Annotated in this window: 18 protein-coding genes; 3 read left to right on the top strand and 15 right to left on the bottom strand. The window is 60.7% G+C overall.

What is annotated here, in order from left to right; all coding sequences use genetic code 11:
- Positions 1–29: 29 nt before the first annotated feature.
- From ftsZ to BLQ12_RS00095, 15 genes are all read right to left on the bottom strand, one after another.
- Complete coding sequence (gene ftsZ, locus BLQ12_RS00165) at positions 30–1,235, bottom strand: cell division protein FtsZ (RefSeq protein WP_092207074.1); 1,206 nt, start codon at positions 1,233–1,235, stop codon at positions 30–32.
- A 171-nt stretch (positions 1,236–1,406) separates the two neighbouring features.
- Positions 1,407–2,633, bottom strand: coding sequence for a cell division protein FtsA (gene ftsA, locus BLQ12_RS00160; protein WP_092207072.1), 1,227 nt, complete (start codon positions 2,631–2,633; stop codon positions 1,407–1,409).
- 12 nt (positions 2,634–2,645) lie between these two features.
- A complete protein-coding gene (locus BLQ12_RS00155) occupies positions 2,646–3,485 on the bottom strand; it encodes a cell division protein FtsQ/DivIB (protein WP_092207070.1) in 840 nt (279 codons plus the stop codon).
- Complete coding sequence (gene murB, locus BLQ12_RS00150) at positions 3,466–4,413, bottom strand: UDP-N-acetylmuramate dehydrogenase (RefSeq protein ID WP_092207068.1); 948 nt, start codon at positions 4,411–4,413, stop codon at positions 3,466–3,468. Before murB ends, BLQ12_RS00155 begins: the two co-directional genes overlap by 20 nt.
- Positions 4,414–4,415: 2 nt before the next feature.
- Positions 4,416–5,789: a UDP-N-acetylmuramate--L-alanine ligase gene (gene murC, locus BLQ12_RS00145; RefSeq protein WP_092207066.1), complete on the bottom strand. Its 1,374-nt coding sequence runs from the start codon at positions 5,787–5,789 to the stop codon at positions 4,416–4,418.
- Positions 5,790–5,835: 46 nt separating this feature from the next.
- Positions 5,836–6,930, bottom strand: a complete 1,095-nt coding sequence (gene murG / locus BLQ12_RS00140) for an undecaprenyldiphospho-muramoylpentapeptide beta-N-acetylglucosaminyltransferase (protein ID WP_092207063.1) — start codon at positions 6,928–6,930, stop codon at positions 5,836–5,838.
- Complete coding sequence (gene ftsW / locus BLQ12_RS00135; RefSeq protein ID WP_092207061.1) at positions 6,920–8,026, bottom strand: putative lipid II flippase FtsW; 1,107 nt, start codon at positions 8,024–8,026, stop codon at positions 6,920–6,922. Before ftsW ends, murG begins: the two co-directional genes overlap by 11 nt.
- Positions 8,019–9,374 (bottom strand): UDP-N-acetylmuramoyl-L-alanine--D-glutamate ligase, encoded by a 1,356-nt coding sequence (gene murD, locus BLQ12_RS00130; RefSeq protein ID WP_092207059.1) that lies wholly within the window; start codon positions 9,372–9,374, stop codon positions 8,019–8,021. The genes ftsW and murD overlap by 8 nt, the downstream gene beginning before the upstream one ends.
- A gap of 8 nt (positions 9,375–9,382) precedes the next feature.
- On the bottom strand, positions 9,383–10,462 hold the full coding sequence (gene mraY / locus BLQ12_RS00125; protein ID WP_092207057.1) for a phospho-N-acetylmuramoyl-pentapeptide-transferase: 1,080 nt from the start codon (positions 10,460–10,462) through the stop codon (positions 9,383–9,385).
- Positions 10,463–10,471: 9 nt separating this feature from the next.
- On the bottom strand, positions 10,472–11,866 hold the full coding sequence (locus tag BLQ12_RS00120; protein ID WP_092207055.1) for a UDP-N-acetylmuramoyl-tripeptide--D-alanyl-D-alanine ligase: 1,395 nt from the start codon (positions 11,864–11,866) through the stop codon (positions 10,472–10,474).
- Between the two features lie 10 nt (positions 11,867–11,876).
- Positions 11,877–13,379 carry a UDP-N-acetylmuramoyl-L-alanyl-D-glutamate--2,6-diaminopimelate ligase gene (locus BLQ12_RS00115; RefSeq protein WP_217640207.1) on the bottom strand — a complete coding sequence of 501 codons (1,503 nt, stop codon included), beginning with the start codon at positions 13,377–13,379 and terminating at the stop codon, positions 11,877–11,879.
- Positions 13,376–15,139: a peptidoglycan D,D-transpeptidase FtsI family protein gene (locus BLQ12_RS00110; RefSeq protein WP_092207053.1), complete on the bottom strand. Its 1,764-nt coding sequence runs from the start codon at positions 15,137–15,139 to the stop codon at positions 13,376–13,378. Before BLQ12_RS00110 ends, BLQ12_RS00115 begins: the two co-directional genes overlap by 4 nt.
- Positions 15,140–15,243: 104 nt before the next feature.
- Complete coding sequence (locus BLQ12_RS00105) at positions 15,244–15,543, bottom strand: cell division protein FtsL (protein ID WP_092207051.1); 300 nt, start codon at positions 15,541–15,543, stop codon at positions 15,244–15,246.
- Between the two features lie 79 nt (positions 15,544–15,622).
- A complete protein-coding gene (rsmH, locus tag BLQ12_RS00100; protein WP_092207049.1) occupies positions 15,623–16,561 on the bottom strand; it encodes a 16S rRNA (cytosine(1402)-N(4))-methyltransferase RsmH in 939 nt (312 codons plus the stop codon).
- Positions 16,562–16,567: 6 nt separating this feature from the next.
- Entirely contained in the window at positions 16,568–17,020 is a 453-nt protein-coding gene (locus BLQ12_RS00095; protein ID WP_092207047.1) for a division/cell wall cluster transcriptional repressor MraZ, read from the bottom strand.
- A 396-nt stretch (positions 17,021–17,416) separates the two neighbouring features.
- On the opposite strand from BLQ12_RS00095, the gene BLQ12_RS00090 reads away from it, so the two are divergent.
- The 3 genes from BLQ12_RS00090 (at position 17,417) to BLQ12_RS00080 (ending at position 20,935) form a co-directional block, all read left to right on the top strand.
- Entirely contained in the window at positions 17,417–18,340 is a 924-nt protein-coding gene (locus BLQ12_RS00090; RefSeq protein WP_092207045.1) for a diacylglycerol/lipid kinase family protein, read from the top strand.
- A 544-nt stretch (positions 18,341–18,884) separates the two neighbouring features.
- Positions 18,885–19,895, top strand: a complete 1,011-nt coding sequence (locus BLQ12_RS00085) for an ABC transporter permease subunit (protein ID WP_092207043.1) — start codon at positions 18,885–18,887, stop codon at positions 19,893–19,895.
- The gene (locus BLQ12_RS00080) at positions 19,892–20,935 is read left to right on the top strand and encodes an ABC transporter permease (protein WP_217640206.1); all 1,044 of its coding nucleotides are present in this window, start codon (positions 19,892–19,894) and stop codon (positions 20,933–20,935) included. The genes BLQ12_RS00085 and BLQ12_RS00080 overlap by 4 nt, the downstream gene beginning before the upstream one ends.
- Positions 20,936–21,295 lie beyond the last annotated feature (360 nt).

Here is a 21,295-nt window from a genome sequence, read left to right as displayed (position 1 = left end):
GGGGGGCAGATTCCGTCACGGGTGACGGATCAGTCCGCTTTTTTCCGGAGGAAGGTCGGGATATCCAGGTCCTCTTCGGCGTTGATGGTGAGCCCTGCAGCCGTTGACACGGCCGTTCCCTGGGTGCTGCCCACCGGGATGTTGTGGCGCACGTAGGCCGGCTCCTCCAGGGTGTGGGTGTTGAGTTCGAGCTCATTTAAGGTGAGGTCGCGCACCTTGCCCCGTTTTTCAATGGTGTCCAGATTGCGCTTGGGCAGGTCCACGGCAGGGGGCTCGGCACTCTCGCCGATGCCGGTGGCAATGACGGTGATGCGCATCTCGTTGCCGATCTCTTCGTCGATGGCCTGACCCCAGATGATCTCGGCCTCTTCACCTACCTGGTCGTGGATGAAGTCCGAGGCTTCGGTCATTTCATCCAGGGTGAGGTCCGGGCCACTGGTGATGTTCATGAGCACGCCCTTGGCGCCCCGGATGGAGATATCTTCCAGCAGCGGGTGGGCAATGGCCTTCTGGGCCGCTTCCCGGGCGCGGTTTTCACCGGAGGCGATGCCGATGCCCATGAGGGCGAGGCCGGCACGTCGCATGGTGGTCCGCACGTCGGCAAAGTCGAGGTTGACGAGACCGGGCATCATGATGAGGTCGGTGATGCCTTTTACCGAGTGGTGGAGGATCTCATCGGCTTTGCGGAACATGTCGATCATGGTCGCCTTTTTCTCGGCGATGCTTCTCAACCGGTCGTTGGGAATGGTGATGACCGTGTCGGTGTGCTTTCGGAGTTCTTCCAGGCCCAGGTCGGCCTGGCGGGCCCTTTTTTTGCCCTCAAAGGAGAAGGGGCGGGTCACCACGGCCACGGTGAGGATTTCCAGCTCCTTGCAGATCTGAGCCACCACCGGTGCGGCTCCGGTGCCGGTGCCGCCACCAAGGCCTGCGGTGATAAAGACCATGTGGCTGTCCTGCAGGGCAGAGCGGATGGCGTCCACGTTTTCAAGGGCCGCCTGCTTGCCCAGCTCCGGGTTGGCGCCAGCGCCTAAGCCTTCGGTGAGTTTGCCTCCGATCTGGAGCTTGACTTCGGCCAGGGAGTTCTCCAGGGCCTGGGCATCGGTGTTGGCCACGATAAACTTCACGCCGTGAAGGTTTGCAGCGATCATGTTGTTGACCGCGTTGCTTCCGGCTCCCCCGACTCCGATAACCTTGATTTTTGCCGACTTGTCACTGTCTACAAAAGAAAAACTCATCTCCCACCTCCACTCTTGTTCATCATCGGTTACTTGGTCCCTTGGTTGTGCCTTTTCCGCGTATGGAGCCTTGCCAACGCCAGGCGGGCTCCCGAAGGAAAAGACAGGTTGCTTGCTGTATGTCAGACGGATGGTGCGGTGACCGCCTCGGTTCGGGCGGTACCCTTTCCCCTACACCACGTCGGAAAACCATTTTTTCATGCGGCTGGTGACCCGCTGAAACATATTGTCGTCCCGGATGCGGAACTTTTTGTCCACCTGGTTCTCGGCCCCGTAGAGCACGAGCCCCACGCCGGTGGCGTACATGGGGTTGCTGACGATGTCCACCAGGCCGCCGATCTGGCGGGGTTTGCCAAGGCGGGTGGGCAGGTCAAAGATGCTTTCGGCCACTTCGGTCATGCCGTCCAGCAGGGAGGACCCTCCGGTGAGGACGATGCCCGAGGCGATCTGGTTTTCAAGGCCGGCACGGAAGATCTCCCGTTTCACCAGGGCGCAGATCTCTTCCACCCGGGGTTCCAGGATCTCACCCAGCACCTGGCGGGGCATGCTGCGGGGCTCGCGGCCGCCCATGCCCGGCACCTCGATGGTCTCCGTGGGGGAGACGGCGCTGGACAGGCAGGTGCCGTACTTGAGCTTGATCTTTTCGGCGTCGTTTTTGCTCGCCCGAAGGCCGATGGAAATATCGTTGGTGAGCTGCAGGCCGCCGATGGCCAGCACAAAGGTGTGCTGGATGTTCCCGCCGGAGAAGACGGCCAGGTCCGTGGTGCCGCCTCCGATGTCGATGAGGGCGGTGCCCAGGTCCCGCTCTTCCTCGGTGAGGACCGCATCGCCCGAGGCCAGGGATTCAAGGACCACGTCGTTGACGTCCAGGCCTGCTTTGTTGGCGCATTTGATGATGTTGTGGGCCGATGAGGCCGCCCCCACCACGATGTGCACCTTGGCTTCCAGGCGGACGCCGGTCATGCCGATGGGGTTGTGCACCCCTTTCTGGTCGTCGACGATGTACTCCTGGGGGAGCACGTGGATCACCTCACGGTCCATGGGTATCGAAACGGCTTTTGCCGCCTCGATGACGCGGTCCACATCGTCCTGGGTCACTTCCCGCCCTTTGATGGCGATGACGCCGTGGCTGTTGAGGCTGGTGATGTGCCCCCCGGCGATCCCGGCATAGACAGAGGAAATTTCGCAACCGGCCATGAGTTCGGCTTCTTCCACCGCTTTTTTGATGGAGTCCACCGTGGCCTCGATGTCGATGACCACCCCTTTGTTGAGCCCGATGGAGGGGTGGGTGCCGGTGCCGATGATGTTCACATCGTCCCCTGAGCGTTCCCCGACAACAGCACAGATCTTTGTTGTGCCTATATCCAGGCCGACAATAATATCCTCATGTGCCTGCATGGGCATCCTCCTTTAACTTTTTGCCGGTTTGATGACAACGCTGTTGGGGTCACTCACGTCGATGGCTGCAACAGCGGTAAGGTTTACTTTTTTTTCCAGTAGGGCAAAGAGTTCGTTTACCCGTTTGATCTTTTTATCGTAGTGGCCGAAGCCCAGGTCAATGGTCTGGGTCGCCCCTTCGGTGAGGAGGCGAAGGCCGGTGTCCGGGTCGGCAATGGCACCGGTCATGACAAAGCGTCCCCCCTTTTGTGTCAGGCGGCCCAGCAGGGGAATGATCTCTTTGATCTCCCGCTCAACGGGGCCGTTGCCTCCGGAGGGTGCGTGCCCGGAGAGGGGAAGGCTTCCCCGCTTCAGGTTTTTGAAAACGGGAAGGCCGGCGAAGGCTTTGCCGCCTTTTTCAAAAATCTCTCCCCGGCTGTTGATTAGGTACGGATGGCCGATCTCGGCCACGGCCACCGGGGTGTGCTCGGTCACCCGGATGATGATCCGGTTGGGAAATTCCCGGATGACGGAGGCGGTGTCGATCCACGGGTGGGCGGAAAGGCGCGTCCTGGCCACATCCAGGTTGATGCCGAAGATGTTGTCCCCGCTTCGGATGTCCGCGGTGTCCAGTACCTCGCCGTGGCTGACGGTACGGTTCCCCGAGACGATGACAAAGCGGGCCTTGAACAAGGGGGTCTGGGTCAGCCAGGCGTAGGAGAGCACGCACAGGGCGCTGCACACCGCGGCCAGGCAGAAGAGCCCCGTGCCGAAGAGAAAGGTCCGGCGACGTCGACGCCGCCTCTCCCTGCGCACCGCTTCGGATTCCACAAAGCGGTTCTTTTTGGCTGGTTTACGTTTCCCTGCCGACAAGGGTCACCTCTTCTTCCAGTTCGATGCCGTGGGCCTGTTTCACCCGCGCTTTGATACGCGCCGCCAGCTCCAGGATATCGGCGGTGGTGGCCCCTCCGGCGTTGATCAGGTAGTTGGCGTGGAGCTCGGAGACCCGGGCTCCGCCGACGGCCTCACCCTTGAGGCCGAGGTCATCGATGAGCTTTCCCGCCGAAGGGCCTTCAGGGGGATTCTTGAAAAAACACCCGGCACTGGCCAGGCCCACGGGCTGGCTTGCCTTGCGTCGGGACAGGAGGGCCTCCCGTTCGGAGACCAGGGTGTCGCACTCCCCGGGGGTGAGGCGGAGCCGCACGCCCACGATGATGGGGAACCCGTTATCATGGCGGGTTTTTCCGTCGATGGCAAGGTGGCGATACCCGATTTCAAGGGCGTTTCGCGGTACCATCCGGGTTTTACCCGAGATATCGACCACGGAAAGGCCGTCCACGATGTCTGCAAACCCGTTGGCGTCTGTTCCGGCGTTCATGGCCATGGCGCCCCCCACGGTACCGGGGATGCCCGTGGCAAAGCTCAGGCCGCTTAAACCCCTGGTGGCTGCAAGCCTGCAGAGATGCTGGGTTTTTGTTCCCGCGGGCACCGTCAGGATGATTTCGTTCCCTTCCCGGACCTCATCAATGGCGGTGCCAAGGCCGGCCAGGGAGATGACGGCCCCTTCAATTCCCCCGTCCCGGACCAGCAGGTTGGTGCCGTCCCCCACCACGGTGAGGGGCACGCCCTGCTGGGTGAGGAAGGCCACGGCGATGCGCAGGTCGTCCAGGCTGCCGGGTTCCAGGTAGAGGTCGCAGGGACCACCCGACTTGAAGGTGGTGTGGCGGGCCATGGGTTCCCCTTTTTTAAGCACGCCCTGATAGAGGGCGGAAAGGGCGGCTATGGGGTCCAGGGCAGCCATGCTCAGGCATCTCCTCGCTGGAGGTACATTTCACCGACTTTAAGGACATCGCCGGCCCCTAAGGTAAGAAGGATGTCTCCGTCTTCCAGGGTGGTTTCCAGGCGGTCCACCACCTCGCCGAAGGAGTTGAAGCAGCCCACGTGTTCGTGGCCCCGCTTTTCGATCATCGCCCCCAGGCTCTGGCTGTCGATGCCCTCGGAGGGCTCTTCCCCCGCCGCATAGATGGGCAGGATCATTAGGGTGTCGGTGTTGTAGAAGGCCCGGGTAAAGTCATCGAAGAGGTCCCGGGTCCGGGTGTGCCGGTGGGGCTGGAACACGGCGACGATGCGCTTTTCAGGCCAGCTCTCCCGCACGGCCAGCAGGGTGGTCTTGATCTCCGTGGGGTGGTGACCGTAATCGTCCACAACCATGACCCCGTTGCGTTCCCCTTTTTTCTCCAGGCGCCTTTTGACCCCTTCGATGGTCTCCAAGGCACATTTGATCATGGGAAAGTCGATGCCGATCTCCCGGGCGGCGGCGATGCCTGCCAGGCAGTTGGAGACGTTGTGCACCCCGGGAAGGTTGAGGGTGATCTCCCCCAGCAGCTCGTCGTGGTGGTAGACGGTAAAGGTGCTGCGGCTTCCCTCAAAGGAGATGTCCCTTGCCTGGTAATCCGCCCGGGTGTTGAGGCCGTAGGTGGTATAGCGGCCCGTGAGTTCCGGCAGGATCTCCTGGACGGATTCGTTGTCCATGCAGAGGATGGAGAGCCCGTAAAAGGGGACCCGCTCGGTGAACTGCACAAAGGCCTTTTTGATGGTGGCCAGGTTGCCGTAGTGGTCCAGGTGTTCCCGGTCGATGTTGGTGATGATGGCAATGGACGGGGAAAATTTCAAAAACGACCCGTCGCTCTCATCGGCCTCGGCGATGATAAAGTCCCCCAGGCCGTGCATGGCGTTGGTACCCTTGCTTTTCAGCACTCCGCCGATGACCACCGTGGGATCAAAGCCTCCTTTTTCAAGGATGGCCGCCGTGATGGAGGTGGTGGAGGTCTTGCCGTGGGCCCCTGCCACGGCGATGCTGTATTTCAGGCGCATCAGCTCGGCAAGCATCTCGGCGCGCGGGATGATGGGAATGCCGCCTTTTTTGGCCGCCATCACTTCGGGGTTCTTCCGGTCCACGGCCGAGGAGGTGACCACCACGTCGGCATCACCGATATGCTCGGCGGCGTGTCCGATGGAGACCTTGCAGCCCAGCTCCTCCAGGCGTCTGGTGTTGGCCGAGGGTTTAAGGTCCGATCCGGTGACGGTGTAGCTCAGGCGGACGAGAATTTCCGCGATGCCGCTCATGCCGATGCCGCCGATGCCGACGAAGTGAATATGGTATTTCTTTTGGTACATGCACTGTCCTGTATGGTTTGCCCCGTTGGTCTCAGAAAGTTGGGGGTCAGGTCGTTTTTTTTGTGAGGCCGAGGATACCGTCGGCCACGTGTTGCGAGGCGTCGGGACGCCCCAGTTTCTTGGCATTTTGATCCATAGCCGAAAGGGCCTCGGGGGCGTCCAGCAGTTCCGCAAGGAGTGCGGCCAGGCCGTCGCCGGTGAGATCCGCCTCCAGAATCATGCGTGCCGCCCCGTTGTCTTCAAGGTACCGGGCGTTGATCTCCTGATGGTTGTCCGTGGCATGGGGGAAGGGAACCAGCACGGCCCCTTTTCCAATGGCCGTCAGCTCCGCCAGGGTGGTGGCCCCTGCGCGGCAGAGGACCAGGTCGGCCCGGGCATAGGCCCCGGACATGTTGTCGATGAAGGCCAGGATTTCCCCATGGACCCCGGCCTCTGCGTAACAGCTTTTTACCCGTTCCACATCGGCGTCGCCGCATTGATGGATGACGGTGAGACCCAGGGCCTTGAGCCGGGGCAGGGCCTCGGTGACGGCCCGGTTGAGGGCCACGGCTCCCTGGGAGCCGCCCACCACCAGAAGGGTGGGAGAAGCAGCATCCCGGCGGCCGGTCTCGATGCCGAGGATCTCTTCTCGTACCGGGTTGCCGGAGAGGGTGCACTTCTCTTCCGGGAACCACGCTGCGCTTCCCGGAAAGGTGAGGTATATTTTTTTTGCAAACCGGGCCGACAGCCTGTTGGCGATGCCGGGAACCGAGTTCTGTTCGTGAAGCACCACCGGTCGCCTTAAGAGCCAAGCAGCCAGGATCACCGGTCCGGAGGAAAAACCTCCCACCCCCACCACCGCATCGGCGCGAAAGCGGATCAACTTGATCATGCAGCCGACAACGGACAAGGGGAGTTTGAGGGCGGCCGCGATTTTTCTCTTCAGGCCCAGGCCCTTGATGCCCGATGCCCCGGCCACGCTGTGGGCAAATCCTTCCCGCGTAACGCATTTTTTTTCAAAGGCCCTGTCCGTGCCGATGAAGAGAACCCGGGTGCCGGGCTGTTTCTTGCAGAAGGCCTTGGCGATGGCGATACCCGGGAACAGGTGGCCCCCTGTGCCACCTCCGGCCACCACGAGGCGACACTCTTTTTTAGCGAACATGCGGTTCCTCCCGTGCCACGTTCAGGACGATACCGATGCCCGTCATGGTGCAGAGCAGTGAACTTCCCCCGTAGCTCATGAGGGGGAGGGTGAGCCCCGTGGGGGGCAGAATACCCATGGTCACCGCAAGGTTGATGATAATCTGAAGCCCGATGACCGCGCAGATTCCCACGGCCAGCAGGCAGCCAAACATGTCCGGACAGCGCATGGCCGCCAGAAAGCCCCGGCTCAGGAGCAGCACATAGAGCCCCAGGGCGGAAAGGACCCCGATGAGGCCCAGCTCTTCCCCTAAAATGGGAAAGATGAAGTCGGTGTGGCACTCCGGCAGGTGCTTGAGCTTGAGCTCGCTGTTGGAGAGCCCTTTGCCGGTGATGCCGCCGGAGCCGTAAGCCATGAGGGACCGGGTTACCTGATAGCCCCCGTTTTTCTCCACGGCCCAGGGGTCCATGAAGGCCTTGATGCGTGCCATGCGGTAGCCCTCACCCGTGACAAAGAGGGCCAGGACGATGGCCAGGGGGACCAGGGGGCCGACGATGTGAAGGAGCCTGGCGCCTCCCAGGAACAGCATGATCCAGGTGACGGCACAGAGGATCACCACGGTGCCGAAGTCTGGCTGCCTGATGACGGCAATGGCGATGATGCCCAGCAGTATCAGATGGGGGACGACCCCGATTTCAAACTTGCGGACATTCTCGGCCTTTTTGCTGAGGGATGCCGCCATGAGCATCACCAGGGCAATCTTGAGAAACTCCGTGGGCTGCACGGAAAACCCGCCGATGCGTATCCATCGTGAGGCCCCTTTGATCTTGTGGCCGATCACCGGAAAGAGGGTGGCAATGACAAGGGCCAGGGTGACCACCATAAACGGAACAGCAAGTTTTTTCCAGCATCGGTAAGGAATTCGGCTGGCCGTCACCATGAAGACCGTGCCCACGATGACAAAAAGGACCTGGCGCCTTAAGTAGAACAGGCCGTTGCTGCTCTGTGCCGTGGCACTGAAAATCATGAGCAGGCCCAGTCCCACCAGGGTAAAGGTGGTGTAAAAGAGCCAGGGGTCGTAGACACCGTATTGTCGGGTTGCCTTTGCGTTAGCCATGCTGTGCTTTCAGTCGGTAGACCGATTCGCGGAACTTGTCGCCCCGCTCGTTGTAATTGGTGAACATATCAAAACTGGAACAGGCCGGGGAGAGAACCACGGCATCCCCGCTCCGGGCCTTGGAAAACGCCTTGCTCACGGCATCGTCCAGGTCCCCTGCTTCAAGCGTTTTGATGCAGGGGGCCAGGTCGGTAACGATTTTTTTTTTTGACTCCCCGATGGCCACGATGGCCCGGGCTTTCTTTTTCAGGGCACCTGACAAGGTGGCAAACCGGCCCCCTTTGTGGCGTCCTCCCATGATGAGCACGATGGGGTCGTCAAAGCCGGTGACCGCTTTTTCCACGGCATCGATGTTGGTGGCCTTGGAGTCGTTGTAAAACCGGACGCCGGAGACGGTGTCCACATACTCGATGCGGTGGGGCAGCCCCTGGAAGCTGTCCACGGCCTCCTGGATCCCTTCGGGGGTGGCACCGGCCGACAGGGCGGCCAGGGCCGAGGCGGCGATGTTCTGGCGGTTGTGTTCCCCCACCAGCGGGGTCTTTGACAGGTCGATCTTGAGCTCGGGGAGCCCCGGGGTGCGGATGGTCACCTGGTTCCGGGTGACGGCTGCGGCGTTGGGGCCGGAGCCGCCGATGGTGAGCCTGCGGTTTTGCAGGACCCGTCCGATATCGGCCACGTGGTCATCGCCGGTGTTGAGGATGGCCACGTCGTCCTGCTGCTGGTTTTCAAAGATTCGGCCCTTGGAGCGCTTGTAGGCGTCGAAGTCCGGGTAGCGGTCCAGGTGGTCGTCGGTGATGTTGAGGAGCACCGCCACATGGGGCCTGAAGCACTCGATGGTGTCGAGCTGGAAGCTGCTCACCTCCACCACCACCACATCGGCGGGGTCGTCGGCCCTTAAGTACTCGGTCAAGGGGGTGCCGATGTTGCCTCCGGTAAAGACCTTCATCCCCGAGGCGGCAAGCATCTCGCCCAGCAGGGCCGTGGTGGTGGTTTTGCCGTTGGTGCCGGTGACGGCGATCATGGGGGCCTTGATGAAGCGGGAGGCCAGCTCGATTTCCCCCACCACGGAGACGCCCATGTCACGGGCCCGCTTCACAGGGGCCAGGGTGTGGGGCACGCCGGGGCTTAAGACCACCAGGTCGGCGGACTCAAAGAGGTGGGGGGTATGTCCGGACAGGTCCAGGGCGATGCCTTCGGCCTCCATGGCCGCGGGCAGGTCGCCCAGGGCTTCCCTGGGCTTGGCGTCACTTACCACGACGTGGGCCCCGCGTTCTGCAAGGAAACGGGCGATGGAGGCCCCGGATCGGGCCAGTCCCACCACAACAATGTGTTTGCCGGAAAGCTTCATGGTGTCTCCTATCTGATCTTGAGCGTGCTGACGGCCAGAAGGGCAAGCATGGCGGAGATGATCCAGAATCGGACGATGACCTTGGGTTCCTGCCAGCCCTTGAGCTCAAAATGGTGGTGCAGCGGCGCCATGCGGAAGATCCGCTGGCCGCCTGTCAGCTTGAAGTAGGTGACCTGGATAATAACCGAGAGGGCCTCCATGACAAAGAGTCCCCCCACGATGACCAGCAGGATCTCCTGCTTGGTGATGACGGCGATGGTCCCCAGGAGGGCCCCCAAAGGCAGGGAGCCCGTGTCGCCCATGAAAATCTGGGCCGGGTAGGAGTTGAACCAGAGAAAACCAACCCCGGCGCCGGCCATGGCGCCGCAGACGACGGCCATCTCCCCGCCGTTCTTGATAAAGGGGATCTGGAGGTACTCGGCAAGGCCTGCATGACCGGCGACATAGGCAAAGACCATGTAGGTGATGCTGGCAATGATCATGGGGCCGGTGGCCAGGCCGTCAAGGCCGTCGGTGAGGTTGACGGCGTTGGAGCATCCCACGATGACAAAGGCGGCAAAAAAGATGTATCCGAAGCCCAGGTCCGGCTGCACGTTTTTCAAAAAGGGCACCGTCACCGTGGTGGAAAAGCCCGGGGAGCTGTAGACCAGCCAGCCGATGCCGAGGGCCAGAAGGGTCTGAAGACTGAATTTTGCCCGGGCCGACAGGCCTTTGCTGCGTTTTTTGATCTGCATCAGGTAGTCGTCGGTAAAGCCGATGAGCCCGAAACCCGCGGCGGACAGAAGGACGATCCAGACATACGGGTTTTTGGTGTCCGCCCAGAGGAGGGTGGAGCCGATGATGGCAAAAAGGATCATCACCCCGCCCATGGTGGGGGTGCCGGCTTTGCCCAGGTGGCTCTCCGGGCCGCACTCCCGGATGTATTGTCCGATCTGGAGGCGCCGGAGCCTGTCGATGAGCCAGGGGCCCATGAGAAAGCAGATGAGAAAGGCCGTGATGGTACCGTAGATGGTTCGAAAGGTGATGTATCGGAACAGGTTAAAAAACGAAATGTTCCCATAAAGGCCGTATAGAAGGTTGTAAATCATAAAGTCCTGCTACCTGCACAGCAGATCGTTGACGATCTGTTCCATGCCCATGGAGCGGGATCCCTTCACAAGGATCCAGTCTCCGGTGTGGATATCGTGTGTGATGCGTTGTATCAGCGCATCTTTCTCGCCTGTGTGAATGCAATGATCCGGCAAGCCTGCCCCGAGGGCTCCCTGCCGGACCTCCCCTGCGAACTCGCCGCAGGTGTAAAGGCCCGCTATGCCCGATTCGGCCGCTTTTGCGCCCAGTTCACGGTGAAAGCGCGGGGCCTCTTCCCCCAGCTCGCGCATGTCTCCAAGGACGGCCAGGGCCCGATTCGTTCCCTTGAGGCGGGACAGGGCGGTGAGGGCCGCCTCCATGGAGAGGGGGTTTGCGTTGTACGTGTCGTCGATGACATGGATGCCCGATGCCGTCTCTTGAATGGTGAGACGCCCGGACTCAAAAGAGGCTGTTTCAAGGCCTTGGGCAACGTCGGTGAGGGAGAGCCCTGCCTGGAGCCCTGCGGCGGCAGCCGCCAAGGCGTTTTGCACCATAAAGGTCCCGGCCAGAGGGACGGCAGCCTGTACCTTTGTGCCGCTGTGGCAGAGGGTAAAGTGCTGGTACGTGCCGTCCCAGGAGATGTTTTCGGCCCGGACGTGGGCGTCGTCACAGAATCCGTACCAGACAGGAGAGAGCCCGCGGTCCGCCGCGATCTGTCTCAGGTGGGGGTCGTCACCGTTTAAAATGACGGTGGCGCCTTCGTCCAGGGTGTCCAGGAGCTCCGCCTTGGCCGCAGCGACTTGCGCCACGGTTCCCAGCCCTTCCAGGTGGGCTTCGCCGATGCAGGTGATGACGGCGATGTCGGCCCGGCAGATCCGGCCAAGGCGCGTCATCTCACCCGGGGCGTTCATGCCCAGCTCCACCACGGCCCAGCGATGGTCCGGGGCAAGGTCCAGAAGGGTTGTGGGCAGGCCCACTTCGTTGTTGAAATTGCCGCGGGTGGCGTGTACCGGGTGGCGAACCCCCAGCACCGAGGCGGTGAGGGCCCGTGTGGTGGTCTTGCCGTTGGAGCCGGTGATGGCGATGAGGCGGACCTCGCTCTGGTCGCGCCGGAACCGCCCGAGGCGGCCCAGGGCGGCGAGGGTGTCGTCCACCAGCACCAGGGAGACCCCACGGGACTGCCAGCTTTCGGTTTCCATCCCTGCCACGGACGCCGAAGCGGCCACGATGCAGCGGGAGCCTTTGTCGATGGCAGAGTCAATGTACCGGTGTCCGTCGAAGGAAGGACCTTTGAGGGCTACGAAAACGCTGTTATCTTCGATGGTTCTGGAGTTGGTTGAGACGGACGCATGGGTGGCGTTCGGGTCTCCGAAGGCCAGTTTTCCTCCGGTGGCCGCCAGGACATCCCCCGTGCTCCAGGGCATCGGGTATGACCTATCTTGTGCTTTCAACCGCCTTCAGAACCTCCTTTCTGTCGTCAAAATCGAGTCGCTGGGTACCGATGATCTGGTAGGTTTCATGGCCTTTTCCGGCTACCAGTACGGTGTCTCCGGGACGGGCCGAGGCAACAGCCAGGCCGATGGCCTCGCGGCGGTCGACAACCACCACGTACCCTTTGCGGGAAAATTCCTTTGAGAGACGCTCAGGTTCATACCTGAAACTTGTTTCCCCGTCTATACCCGGGACCATGTCTTCGATAATTTTTTCGGGCGCTTCACTCCGGGGATTGTCCGAAGTGACCACGGCAAGATCGCTGTAAGCCGCGCCGATACCAGCCATGAGAGGGCGCTTGGTGCGGTCCCGGTCTCCCCCGCACCCGAACACACAAATCAGCCTCCCCGGCACGAGGTGCCGAAGGGTGGACAGGACATTTTCAAGGGCATCCGGTGTGTGGGCGTAATCCACAAAGAGGTGAAGCCCGCAGGGGTTTGGAACCCGCTCCAAGCGTCCGGGCACCTTAAAGGCGGCCACTCCTCGGACCACTGCGTCCATGGGGATGCCCACGGAAAGGGCGGCCCCGGCAGCGCAGAGGATGTTCTCCAGGTTGTAGCGGCCCGTGGCACCGGAGGCAAAAGGGACGCGCTCATTGGGGGTGACAAACTCTCCCTTGATGCCGTCGATGGCCACCTCGATGCGGTCGGCGGCAAGGGCGCCGGTTTCTTTCCCCACGGTGAAGACGGTGCCGGAAAGGGTCTCGGCCAGGTTCCGTCCGTGCTCGTTGGCCATGTTGATGACGGCGGCCGCGCCCTCTTTTCGGTGCTCTTCGAAGAGCCGTTTCTTGGCCTCTCCGTAAATCTCCATGGTGCCGTGGTAGTCCAGGTGGTCCTGGGTGAGGTTGGTGAAGATGGCCGCGTCAAAGGCGCAGCCCGCCACGCGGTCCAGGGCCAGGGCATGGGAGGAGACCTCCATCACCGCGTGGGTGACCCCGGCTGCCGCCATGCGGGCCAGGGTGTCCTGGATGTCCCGGGACTCGGGGGTGGTCATGGCGCTGGCCTCTTCCCTGCCGCAGAACCGGGTGCTGATGGTGCCCATGACCCCCGGGCAGAGGCCGGCGGCGGCAAAGATGCTCTCCAGTATATAGGCCACGGTGGTTTTGCCGTTGGTACCGGTGACGGCGACAAGGGTCAGCCTGTCGGCCGGGTGGTCGTAGTGGGTTGCCGAGATCAGCGCAAGGGCCTTGCGTGAATCGGTGACCTGGATATAGGGGACGGCAAGGTCGTCGTGGGGGAGCTCCCCCATGACGGCCACCGCCCCGCTGGCGATGGCTTCCGGGATGTAGCGGTGGCCGTCCACCGCCTCTCCGGGAATGGCCACGAACAGGGCGCCGTCGGTTACCTTTCGGGAGTCATACTGGATGGCGGACACACAAGGGTCCGCGTCGGGCAGGGGGCCCGCCAGCAGGTCGCCGAGGGTATTGGTGAGGCAGGATAATGTCACTTCTTTTCCTCGCTCTTGAAGGCCAGAAGCAGTTTCTCCGGAATGGATTCGGTTTCCGGGGCAACGTGCAGGTAGTCCAAGGTTTTATATGCAATCTCACGAAACGCGGGGCCGGCGACTGTGGCGCCGTAGTACCCACCGCTTCTCGGGTCGTCTAACACGACCACGATGCTCAGTTCCGGGTTTTTCATGGGGACAAAGCCTGCAAAGGAGGCGATGTACCGATCTTTAAAGTAGCGCTTGTCCGGTCCGATTTTCTGGGCGGTGCCGGTTTTTCCGCAGACGGTGTAGCCGGACAGGGCCGCCTTGACCCCCGTGCCCCCCTCTTCGGTGACCGAGGCCATGATCTTTTTGACAAACCGGGCGGTGTCGGTGCTGATGACCCGTTTTTTCCCGGGGGATGAAAAGGCTTTTTCCCGTTCGCCGTTGGGGGAGACCACCTCCTTGACGATCCAGGGCTTGACGAGCATCCCGTCGTTGGCCAGGGCGGAGTAAGCGGTGGCGAGCTGAACGGCCGTCACGGAGACGCCCTGGCCAAAGGCCACGGCCCCGGTCTCGACCCGGTTCCAGTTGGCGGCGCTGGTGAGGATGCCCCGGGACTCCCCGTTGAGGTTGATCCCGCTTTTCTGGCCGAACCCGAAGCTTTTAAGGGCGGTGTGGAGCGCGTTTTTTCCGATGATCTCGGAGATCTTGACCACGGCGATGTTGCTGGAGAACTTGATCACCTGTTCCAGGGTGAGCCACTCGTACTCGTGGGTGTCGTGGAAGGTGAACCCGCCGATGTCGTAAGCGCCGTTTTCGCAGTAAAAAATACTCGAACGCTTGACCTTGCCCGAGTCCAGGGCCGCTGCCACCACAAACACCTTCATGGTGGAGCCGGGCTCGAAATCAGAGGCCACGGCGCGGTTGCTCCGGGTCTCGCCGCTGAAGGCGCCGAAGTTGTTGGGGTTGAAGCCCGGGTAATTGGCCATGGCCAGGATCTCGCCGGTCTTGGGGCGCATCACCACGGCCATGCCCGATGAGGCCTTGTGGGTGACCGCCGCGTCCCTTAAGGCCGATTCGGCGATGTCCTGGATGTTGGCGTCAATGGTCAGGACCAGGTTGTTTCCGCTGATCTCTTCCAGGGGCGCGGATTCGATGTCCACGGGGTTGCCGCCGCCGTCCCATTTCACCGTTCTGTTGGCGGTGGTGGGGCTCAGGGTCTCGTTGTAGCGATACTCCAGGCCGTTTCGGCCCTCGATGTCGTCGATCTTGGAGGCACCGATGAGCTGGCCGGCCAGCTCCATGCTGGGGTAGACCCGTTTGTGAAACGGATGGACCTCAACGCCGGGAATCTTAAGAGCGGCAACGGCGGCTCCCATCTCCGGGGAGACGGGGCGCTTGATCCAGTTGTACTTCGGGTGCCGAAGGGCCCGCTCCACTTTCCTGCGGTTGATTTTCAGCACCGAGGCGATCTGTGTTGCCGCCTTCGGGACGTCGTCGATGGCGGCTGCCTTTCGGGGGTAGACCCCGATGGCCTTGGCCGCGATGCTGACGGCAAGGGGCCTGCCGTTGCGGTCGCTGATGGTGCCGCGTTTGCCCATGACCGTGTCGGACCGGGCAAACCGAACCTCGGCCTTGCGGCTGAGCCACCCCTGTTTGAAGACCTGCAGGGAGACCGCCTGTGTCGCGATGACCAGAAACCCCATGGCAAACACAAGGGCAAGAAGGGTGCCCCTGGCTTTGACGCGTTTCATGGTGGTGTCGGTTTGTGCAGGCATGGTTTCCTCTGTTGGTTGTCTTGACGGGCTTGAAAAAAAGGAATCAAGGCCGCTTTCCTTGCTTGACTGATTTTGGTGCCCGGAGCGTTTTGCCCCCGGCCGTGTTACTGCGGGCTTTTCAACCGAAGGATCTGGTCCTGGGTGGGCCGCTTCAGGCCGAGTTCCGCCCGGGCCCTGAGTGTGATCTGCCGGGGTGATTTCAGATGCGCCAGTTCGACCTTGAGCCGCTTTCGTGTCTTGACGAGTTTCTGGTTCAGGATCAGCTCCGACGCGATGGCCCGGTTGGTCAGGTGGCACCTGCTTCGCACCCAGGTGTAGGTGAACCCTTCAACCAGCAACACCGCCAGGAACAGCAGGATTGCCAGTTGCATGGCCGGAGAGAGTAAGGACGTTTTTCGGCTCATGGGACAGGTCCGTCAGAGGGTGAGGCCGGGATCCGGCAACGTGCGCATGGGGCGTATGGATGACACATGACACCCCATGTTACAGTTTTTCACAGGCCCTGAGGCGTGTGCTGCGTGCCATGGGATTTTCCGCCACTTCGTCGTCGGCGGGTCGAACGGCCTTGCGGGTGAGGAGCTTGACCTTCGGTTCGTTTCCGCAGGTGCAGATGGGGAAACTCTTCGGGCAAATGCAGCCGGTGGCAAGGCCCTTCATCTTCTGCTTGACGATGCGGTCCTCCAGGGAGTGGAAGGAGAGAACGCACAGCCTGCCGCCGGGGTTGAGGAGCTCCAGAAAGTCATCCATGAACCGTTCCAGCCGATCCAGCTCGCGGTTGACGGCGATGCGGATGGCCTGGAAACTCCGGGTGGCCGGATGAATTTTCTGTTTGGCCACGGCCTTGGCCGGCATGGCGTAGCGGATGATGTCGGCGAGCTCCGCCGTGGTGGTGATGGGGGACTCCTGGCGTTTCTTGACGATGGCCCTGGCAATGCCCCGGGAGAAACGCTCTTCTCCGTATTTGAAGATGAGGTCCGCCAGCTCTTTTTCCGGAAGCGTGTTGACCAGGTCTTCGGCGGTGGTGTCTCCCCGGTCGTCCATGCGCATGTCCAGGGGTTCGTCCCGCATGAAGCTGAAACCGCGGCCGCTTCCTTCAAGCTGATGCTGGGAGAGCCCGATATCCACCAGGATCCCGTCTACGCCGCCAACCCCGAGTTCCTGCAGGATGGCAGCGATGTTTTCAAAGTTGTCATGGACAAGGGTGACGCTGTCGCCGTGGTCGGCGAACCGCTTTCGGGCGTTGGCGATGGCGTCTATGTCCTGGTCCACCCCGATGAACCGGCCCCCCGGCATGATGCGATCGATGATCAGCGCGGAGTGGCCTCCCCCGCCCAGGGTCCCGTCCACGAAGGTGGCGCCCGGTTTGGGGTCGAGGGCGGTCATGACCTCTCGGGGCATGGCCGATATATGCTTAAAATCCATATGGATCTACAGTCCCAATTCCATCAGCTCGTCACGAGCTTCGTCGGTTTGGAGCAGCTCTTCAATGGCGTCCTGCTCGTCTTTCAGTTTGTCTGATTGCCAGATTTCAAAACGTTCCACAAGGCCGATGAGGGTGACGTCCCCTTCGGGCCGGATGTCGGCGTAATCCCGGAGGTCTTTGGGGATCTGGATGCGTCCCTGCTTGTCCAGGGGGCACGCCTGGGCGCTGCCGATGATAAAGCGCCGTATCTTGTTCATGTGCTTGCCCATGGCCTTGCGCAGCCTGGTCTCAAAGGTGTCCCACTCTTCCATGGTGTAGGCGTACAGGGCTCCGTCAAGCTTGGTCACCATCACGCACTCCTCCCGGCCTGCCTTGATGACGGACCGGAACCGCGAGGGGATGATGAGTCTTCCCTTGGGGTCCAGTGTGTGATTTGAGGTGCCTCTGAATGCGCTCATGCCAAGCCTCTGGGTATTTGGTGCACATTACATCCACTTTACTTTTGTAAGACTACAATTTTTGGTCGAATAGTCAAGGGAAAAAACAAAATTTGTTACAAATTATTTAATGATTATATGCGATTAACTGTGTAAAAGAAAAGTGGATGTGACGAGGTTCAAAGTGGAGCTGTTTGGGGATCAGGAAAAAAAGATCTGGGCATGGGGCCAAAAGTTCTGATAAGAATCAGGAGACTTGCGCCCTTCTTTCGGGCGTTTCGGAGCATGCATTTCAGACAGCCCACGCATCCCGCGTCATGATGTGACAGCCCCTTGTCCCGGGTAGCGGTACCCTAAAATCAATCCATGTATCGCGATTTTTTTATACCTTAAATATACATTTAGGAAACGAGACTTGTGATATCTGTTATTCATAATCCCAACGCCAAGCAGAATCGAAAACGACCCGAACGCGCCGAGCGACTGGCAGAGATCCTGGACGGCGTCGGTACCCTTCACCAGACCCAATCCATTGAGGCGGTCCATGATGTGGCCAGGCACTGCCTGGAGACAGGGTGTAAAGTGGTGGGGGTCAACGGGGGCGACGGTTCGCTGCAGATGGCCATGACCATTTTTGCCAACATCTATAAGGATCACACCCTTCCCTCCTTTGTGGTGATGCGCGGCGGCACCATGAACACCGTGGCAGGCGGCCTGGGCATCAAGGGGACCCCGGAGTCCATTTTAAGCAAGGTGGTCAAGGGGCTGAAGGGCCAGGGCCCCTTGACCCGCATGAAAAATCAGGTTCTCTGTGCCAACGGCCACCTGGGGTTTATGTCCGGGGCCGCCGTGGTGGTGAGGTTCCTGGATGCCTACTACGACGCCCCGAGCCAGGGCCCGGTCCAGGCGGTGAAGATGGGCTTCCGCATCGCGGGCAGTACCCTTACCGGCACCGACTACGCCAAAGAGATGTTCAAGCCCGAGCCCCTCATCGTGGAGGTGGACGGAGAGCCCCTGCCCGAGACGGAATTCAGCATCATTCTGGGGTGCACCGTGGAGGACATCAGCATGGGCTGCCGGGCCACCCCCAGGGCCTACGAACGCAGAGGCGCCTTTCATTTCCTGGCCTGCTCCCTTTCCCCCATGCAGATTGTGGGACAGGCCCCGAGGCTCTGGACCGGCCGCGAGATTCCCCACCCGGCCATGCACCACTCCGCCCCGGTGGAGCGGGTGACCATCCGCTCGGAAAACGGATCGGTCCGCTGGATGCTCGACGGCGAATGCCGCACCGACGACCGGCTCGATATCAAAGTGTGGGGCGAGGTGGAGCTTCTCTGGTAATCCGGGTGTCCACTTTGCTTGCCAGGGTGGTCGTATGACGCCCATAAACAGGGTTTTATGTTTTGCTTTGGTGTCTGCGTGGCCCTGTCGGGAAGACAAAAAGCCGCACGGGAGTGCGGCGCTCCAGAACATTAAAGGCTGTGGCGACGTCAGCCATACCACCCGCTTTCGAGGTGGCACACCTGGCCGCCGGAGGCAATTTGGCCTTAGTCATCGTTTCGGTCAGGACCATAAAACCGCGAATTACCTTTGGTCGCCATCCAACAGACGGAACATGTAATTCCGGGCATGGGTCCCCGGTCACTTGACGATACGAAAGGTGTCACGTGCCGGACAGCAAAACGGTACAACCGGCCCCTTTTCCCGGGAAGTCGGGGAAGACGAGGAGGTGCGAAGGGCATCACACTCTGTACCGTCTTTCCCGCGAAGGCGGGAACCCATGTTGGTTATGGGATACTGCCGGGCTTCATGATGCGGGTGGTGCGATAAACGTGAAGGTGGCCTTAACGATGATCAAGGCCCAATTTTTCAATAAAAGGCATCGATGAAAGCATACTTTATCAGGCGATTGTTGCTGGTGATTCCCACCTTCCTCGGGATTACGGTGATGGTATTTGCCGTAACTCGGTTTGTGCCCGGGGGGCCTGTTGAGCGCATGATCGCCGAGGCGCGGGCCCAGCAGACGGGCATGGTCTCAGGGGATCAAGGGCAGCCGTTGTCCGAAGACCAGATCGAAGAGCTCAAAAGGTATTACGGGTTCGACAAGCCCCTGCTCCAGAGCTATGTGTCGTGGCTGGGAAAGGTTGTGAAAGGGGATCTGGGAACCTCCACGCGGTATTACGACCCGGTGCTTTCCATGATTCTGGAGCGGCTTCCCATCTCCCTGTACTTCGGGCTCATCTCCCTGGTGCTTGTGTACGGGGTGTGCATTCCCTTAGGGGTGGCAAAGGCCGTGCGCCACAACAGCCGGTTCGACAATATCTCTTCTCTTCTCGTTTTTACGGGCTACGCCATTCCCGGCTGGGTCATCGGGGTACTGCTCCTTCTTCTCTTTGCATCGCGCTGGGAGTTTTTTCCCCTGGGCGGTTTTGTGGGGGATTTTTACGACGAATTCGATGCCTGGGGAAAGACCAAGGACGTGGTGTGGCACACGGTGCTGCCGGTGATCTCTTACGTGGCGGGCTCCTTTGCCGTCATGACCATGCTTATGAAAAACACCCTCATGGACAACCTGGCCGCCGACTACATGCGCACGGCCGTCGCCAAGGGGCTCCCCTTTCGTAAGGCCGTGTTTCGTCACGCCCTGAGAAACAGCCTTATTCCCCTGGCCACCAGTTTCGGCAGCAATATTTCCCTTATCCTCACCGGTTCCTTTTTGATTGAGAAGGTGTTCAACATTGACGGCATGGGGCTCCTCGGTTACGAATCGGTGGTGGAGCGTGACTATCCCGTGGTGCTGGGGGTCCTGGTGATTTCCTCTCTGTTGTTTCTCATCGGCAATATCCTCTCGGATATCTGCGTGGCCTTGACCGATCCAAGGGTGACCTTTGAATGATGGCACTTAACCCCCTGACCATCCGAAAACTCAAACGATTCCGCTCCATCAAACGCGGGTACTGGTCCTTTGTGATGCTGATACTGCTCATGGCGCTGGCCGTTGGGGCCGAGCTGTGGGTTAACAGCCGGGCCCTGGTGGTGAGCTATGGGGGGAGCTTGTATTTTCCCACCTACGGGGACATGGTGCCCGGAACCGCCTTTGGCCAGGACTACGGTTACGAGACCAACTACCGGAAGCTGAAAAGCCATCTCGAAGGGGAAGGCACCGGCTGGGTGATCATGCCGCCCATCCCCTGGAATCCCCTTGAGACCGACCTGAAAGAAGACGACTACCCGCCCTTTGCCCCCTCCTTTAAATCGCGGCATCTCCTGGGCACCGACACCGTGGGCCGTGATGTGCTGGCGCGCCTGGTCTACGGGTTTCGTACGGCCATCTTCTTTGCCCTGGGGCTCCTTCTGGTGACCTACGGGGCAGGCATCGGCATCGGATGCCTTATGGGGTATCTGGGGGGACGGTTCGACCTTTTTTTCCAGCGGCTCATCGAGATCTGGTCCAACGTGCCCTTTTTGTATGTGGTGATTATCATCGCTTCGGTGATGACCCCGGGCTTCTGGACGCTTATTATCCTCATGGCCCTGTTCAGCTGGATGGGCATGACCTGGGTGATGCGCACCATGACCTATCGGGAGCGGGAGCGCGAGTACGTGCTTGCCGCCCGGGCCATGGGAGCCTCCCGGCGTCGCATTATTTTTCACCATATCCTGCCCAACATCCTTGCCGTGGTGGTGACCTACGCCCCGTTTTCCGTCTCCGGCGGCATCGTGGCCCTGACCTCCCTTGATTACCTTGGCTTCGGCCTGCCCGCGCCCACTCCGAGCTGGGGGGAGCTGCTCAACCAGGGCTGGGCCAACATGGACGCCTGGTGGATCGCCGGATCGGTCATCGGTGCCATGACACTGGTGCTGACCACCGTGACCTTTCTGGGGGAGGCGGTAAGGGAGGCTTTTGATCCGAAGATGTATACGTATTATGAATAGGAAAGACAGGTGATAGGAAAAGCGGGGAAATAGGCAAAAGGGCGAAAGAACGGAGGTAAATAAAAGCCTCCGGCGGCAAGGTGTGCCACCTTGAAAGCAGGCTGCGAATGCGTTTTGCCCCTCGTTCCTCGGGTCAAATCACATCTGCCTTTAAAACGGCATTTATTCAAACGTTTTTTTATGATCTGTTTGTTAAACCCGTCTTTGTAAAATCCGGCAAACGTTTAGCCCCCGGCAGGGTCGCCGGAGGCATAAGCTGAATAGTTACGAGTGGCGATCCGTTTGCAGGGTGTGGGGATGGATTGCATGTGGCTGACGATGGGGCGGCGTGTGGGCGAGTTTCGGAGGTTTTTTGATTTT

Source organism: Desulfoluna spongiiphila (genome assembly GCF_900101345.1).
GTDB lineage: Bacteria > Desulfobacterota > Desulfobacteria > Desulfobacterales > Desulfolunaceae > Desulfoluna > Desulfoluna spongiiphila.
The sequence above is the reverse complement of the archived record's forward strand: the minus strand, read 5'-3'. Positions and strand labels throughout refer to the sequence as shown.

Excerpts from the sequence above, each read along its gene's own strand:
- ftsZ (WP_092207074.1), bottom strand. The coding sequence starts at position 1,235 with ATGAGTTTTTCTTTTGTAGACAGTGACAAGTCGGCAAAAATCAAGGTT.
- ftsA (WP_092207072.1), bottom strand. The coding sequence starts at position 2,633 with ATGCAGGCACATGAGGATATTATTGTCGGCCTGGATATAGGCACAACA.
- murB (WP_092207068.1), bottom strand. The coding sequence starts at position 4,413 with ATGGCTGCCCTGGACCCCATAGCCGCCCTTTCCGCCCTCTATCAGGGC.
- murC (WP_092207066.1), bottom strand. The coding sequence starts at position 5,789 with ATGTACCAAAAGAAATACCATATTCACTTCGTCGGCATCGGCGGCATC.
- murG (WP_092207063.1), bottom strand. The coding sequence starts at position 6,930 with ATGTTCGCTAAAAAAGAGTGTCGCCTCGTGGTGGCCGGAGGTGGCACA.
- ftsW (WP_092207061.1), bottom strand. The coding sequence starts at position 8,026 with ATGGCTAACGCAAAGGCAACCCGACAATACGGTGTCTACGACCCCTGG.
- murD (WP_092207059.1), bottom strand. The coding sequence starts at position 9,374 with ATGAAGCTTTCCGGCAAACACATTGTTGTGGTGGGACTGGCCCGATCC.
- mraY (WP_092207057.1), bottom strand. The coding sequence starts at position 10,462 with ATGATTTACAACCTTCTATACGGCCTTTATGGGAACATTTCGTTTTTT.
- BLQ12_RS00120 (WP_092207055.1), bottom strand. The coding sequence starts at position 11,866 with ATGCCCTGGAGCACGGGGGATGTCCTGGCGGCCACCGGAGGAAAACTG.
- BLQ12_RS00110 (WP_092207053.1), bottom strand. The coding sequence starts at position 15,139 with ATGCCTGCACAAACCGACACCACCATGAAACGCGTCAAAGCCAGGGGC.
- BLQ12_RS00105 (WP_092207051.1), bottom strand. The coding sequence starts at position 15,543 with ATGAGCCGAAAAACGTCCTTACTCTCTCCGGCCATGCAACTGGCAATC.
- rsmH (WP_092207049.1), bottom strand. The coding sequence starts at position 16,561 with ATGGATTTTAAGCATATATCGGCCATGCCCCGAGAGGTCATGACCGCC.
- BLQ12_RS00095 (WP_092207047.1), bottom strand. The coding sequence starts at position 17,020 with ATGAGCGCATTCAGAGGCACCTCAAATCACACACTGGACCCCAAGGGA.
- BLQ12_RS00085 (WP_092207043.1), top strand. The coding sequence starts at position 18,885 with ATGAAAGCATACTTTATCAGGCGATTGTTGCTGGTGATTCCCACCTTC.
- BLQ12_RS00080 (WP_217640206.1), top strand. The coding sequence starts at position 19,892 with ATGATGGCACTTAACCCCCTGACCATCCGAAAACTCAAACGATTCCGC.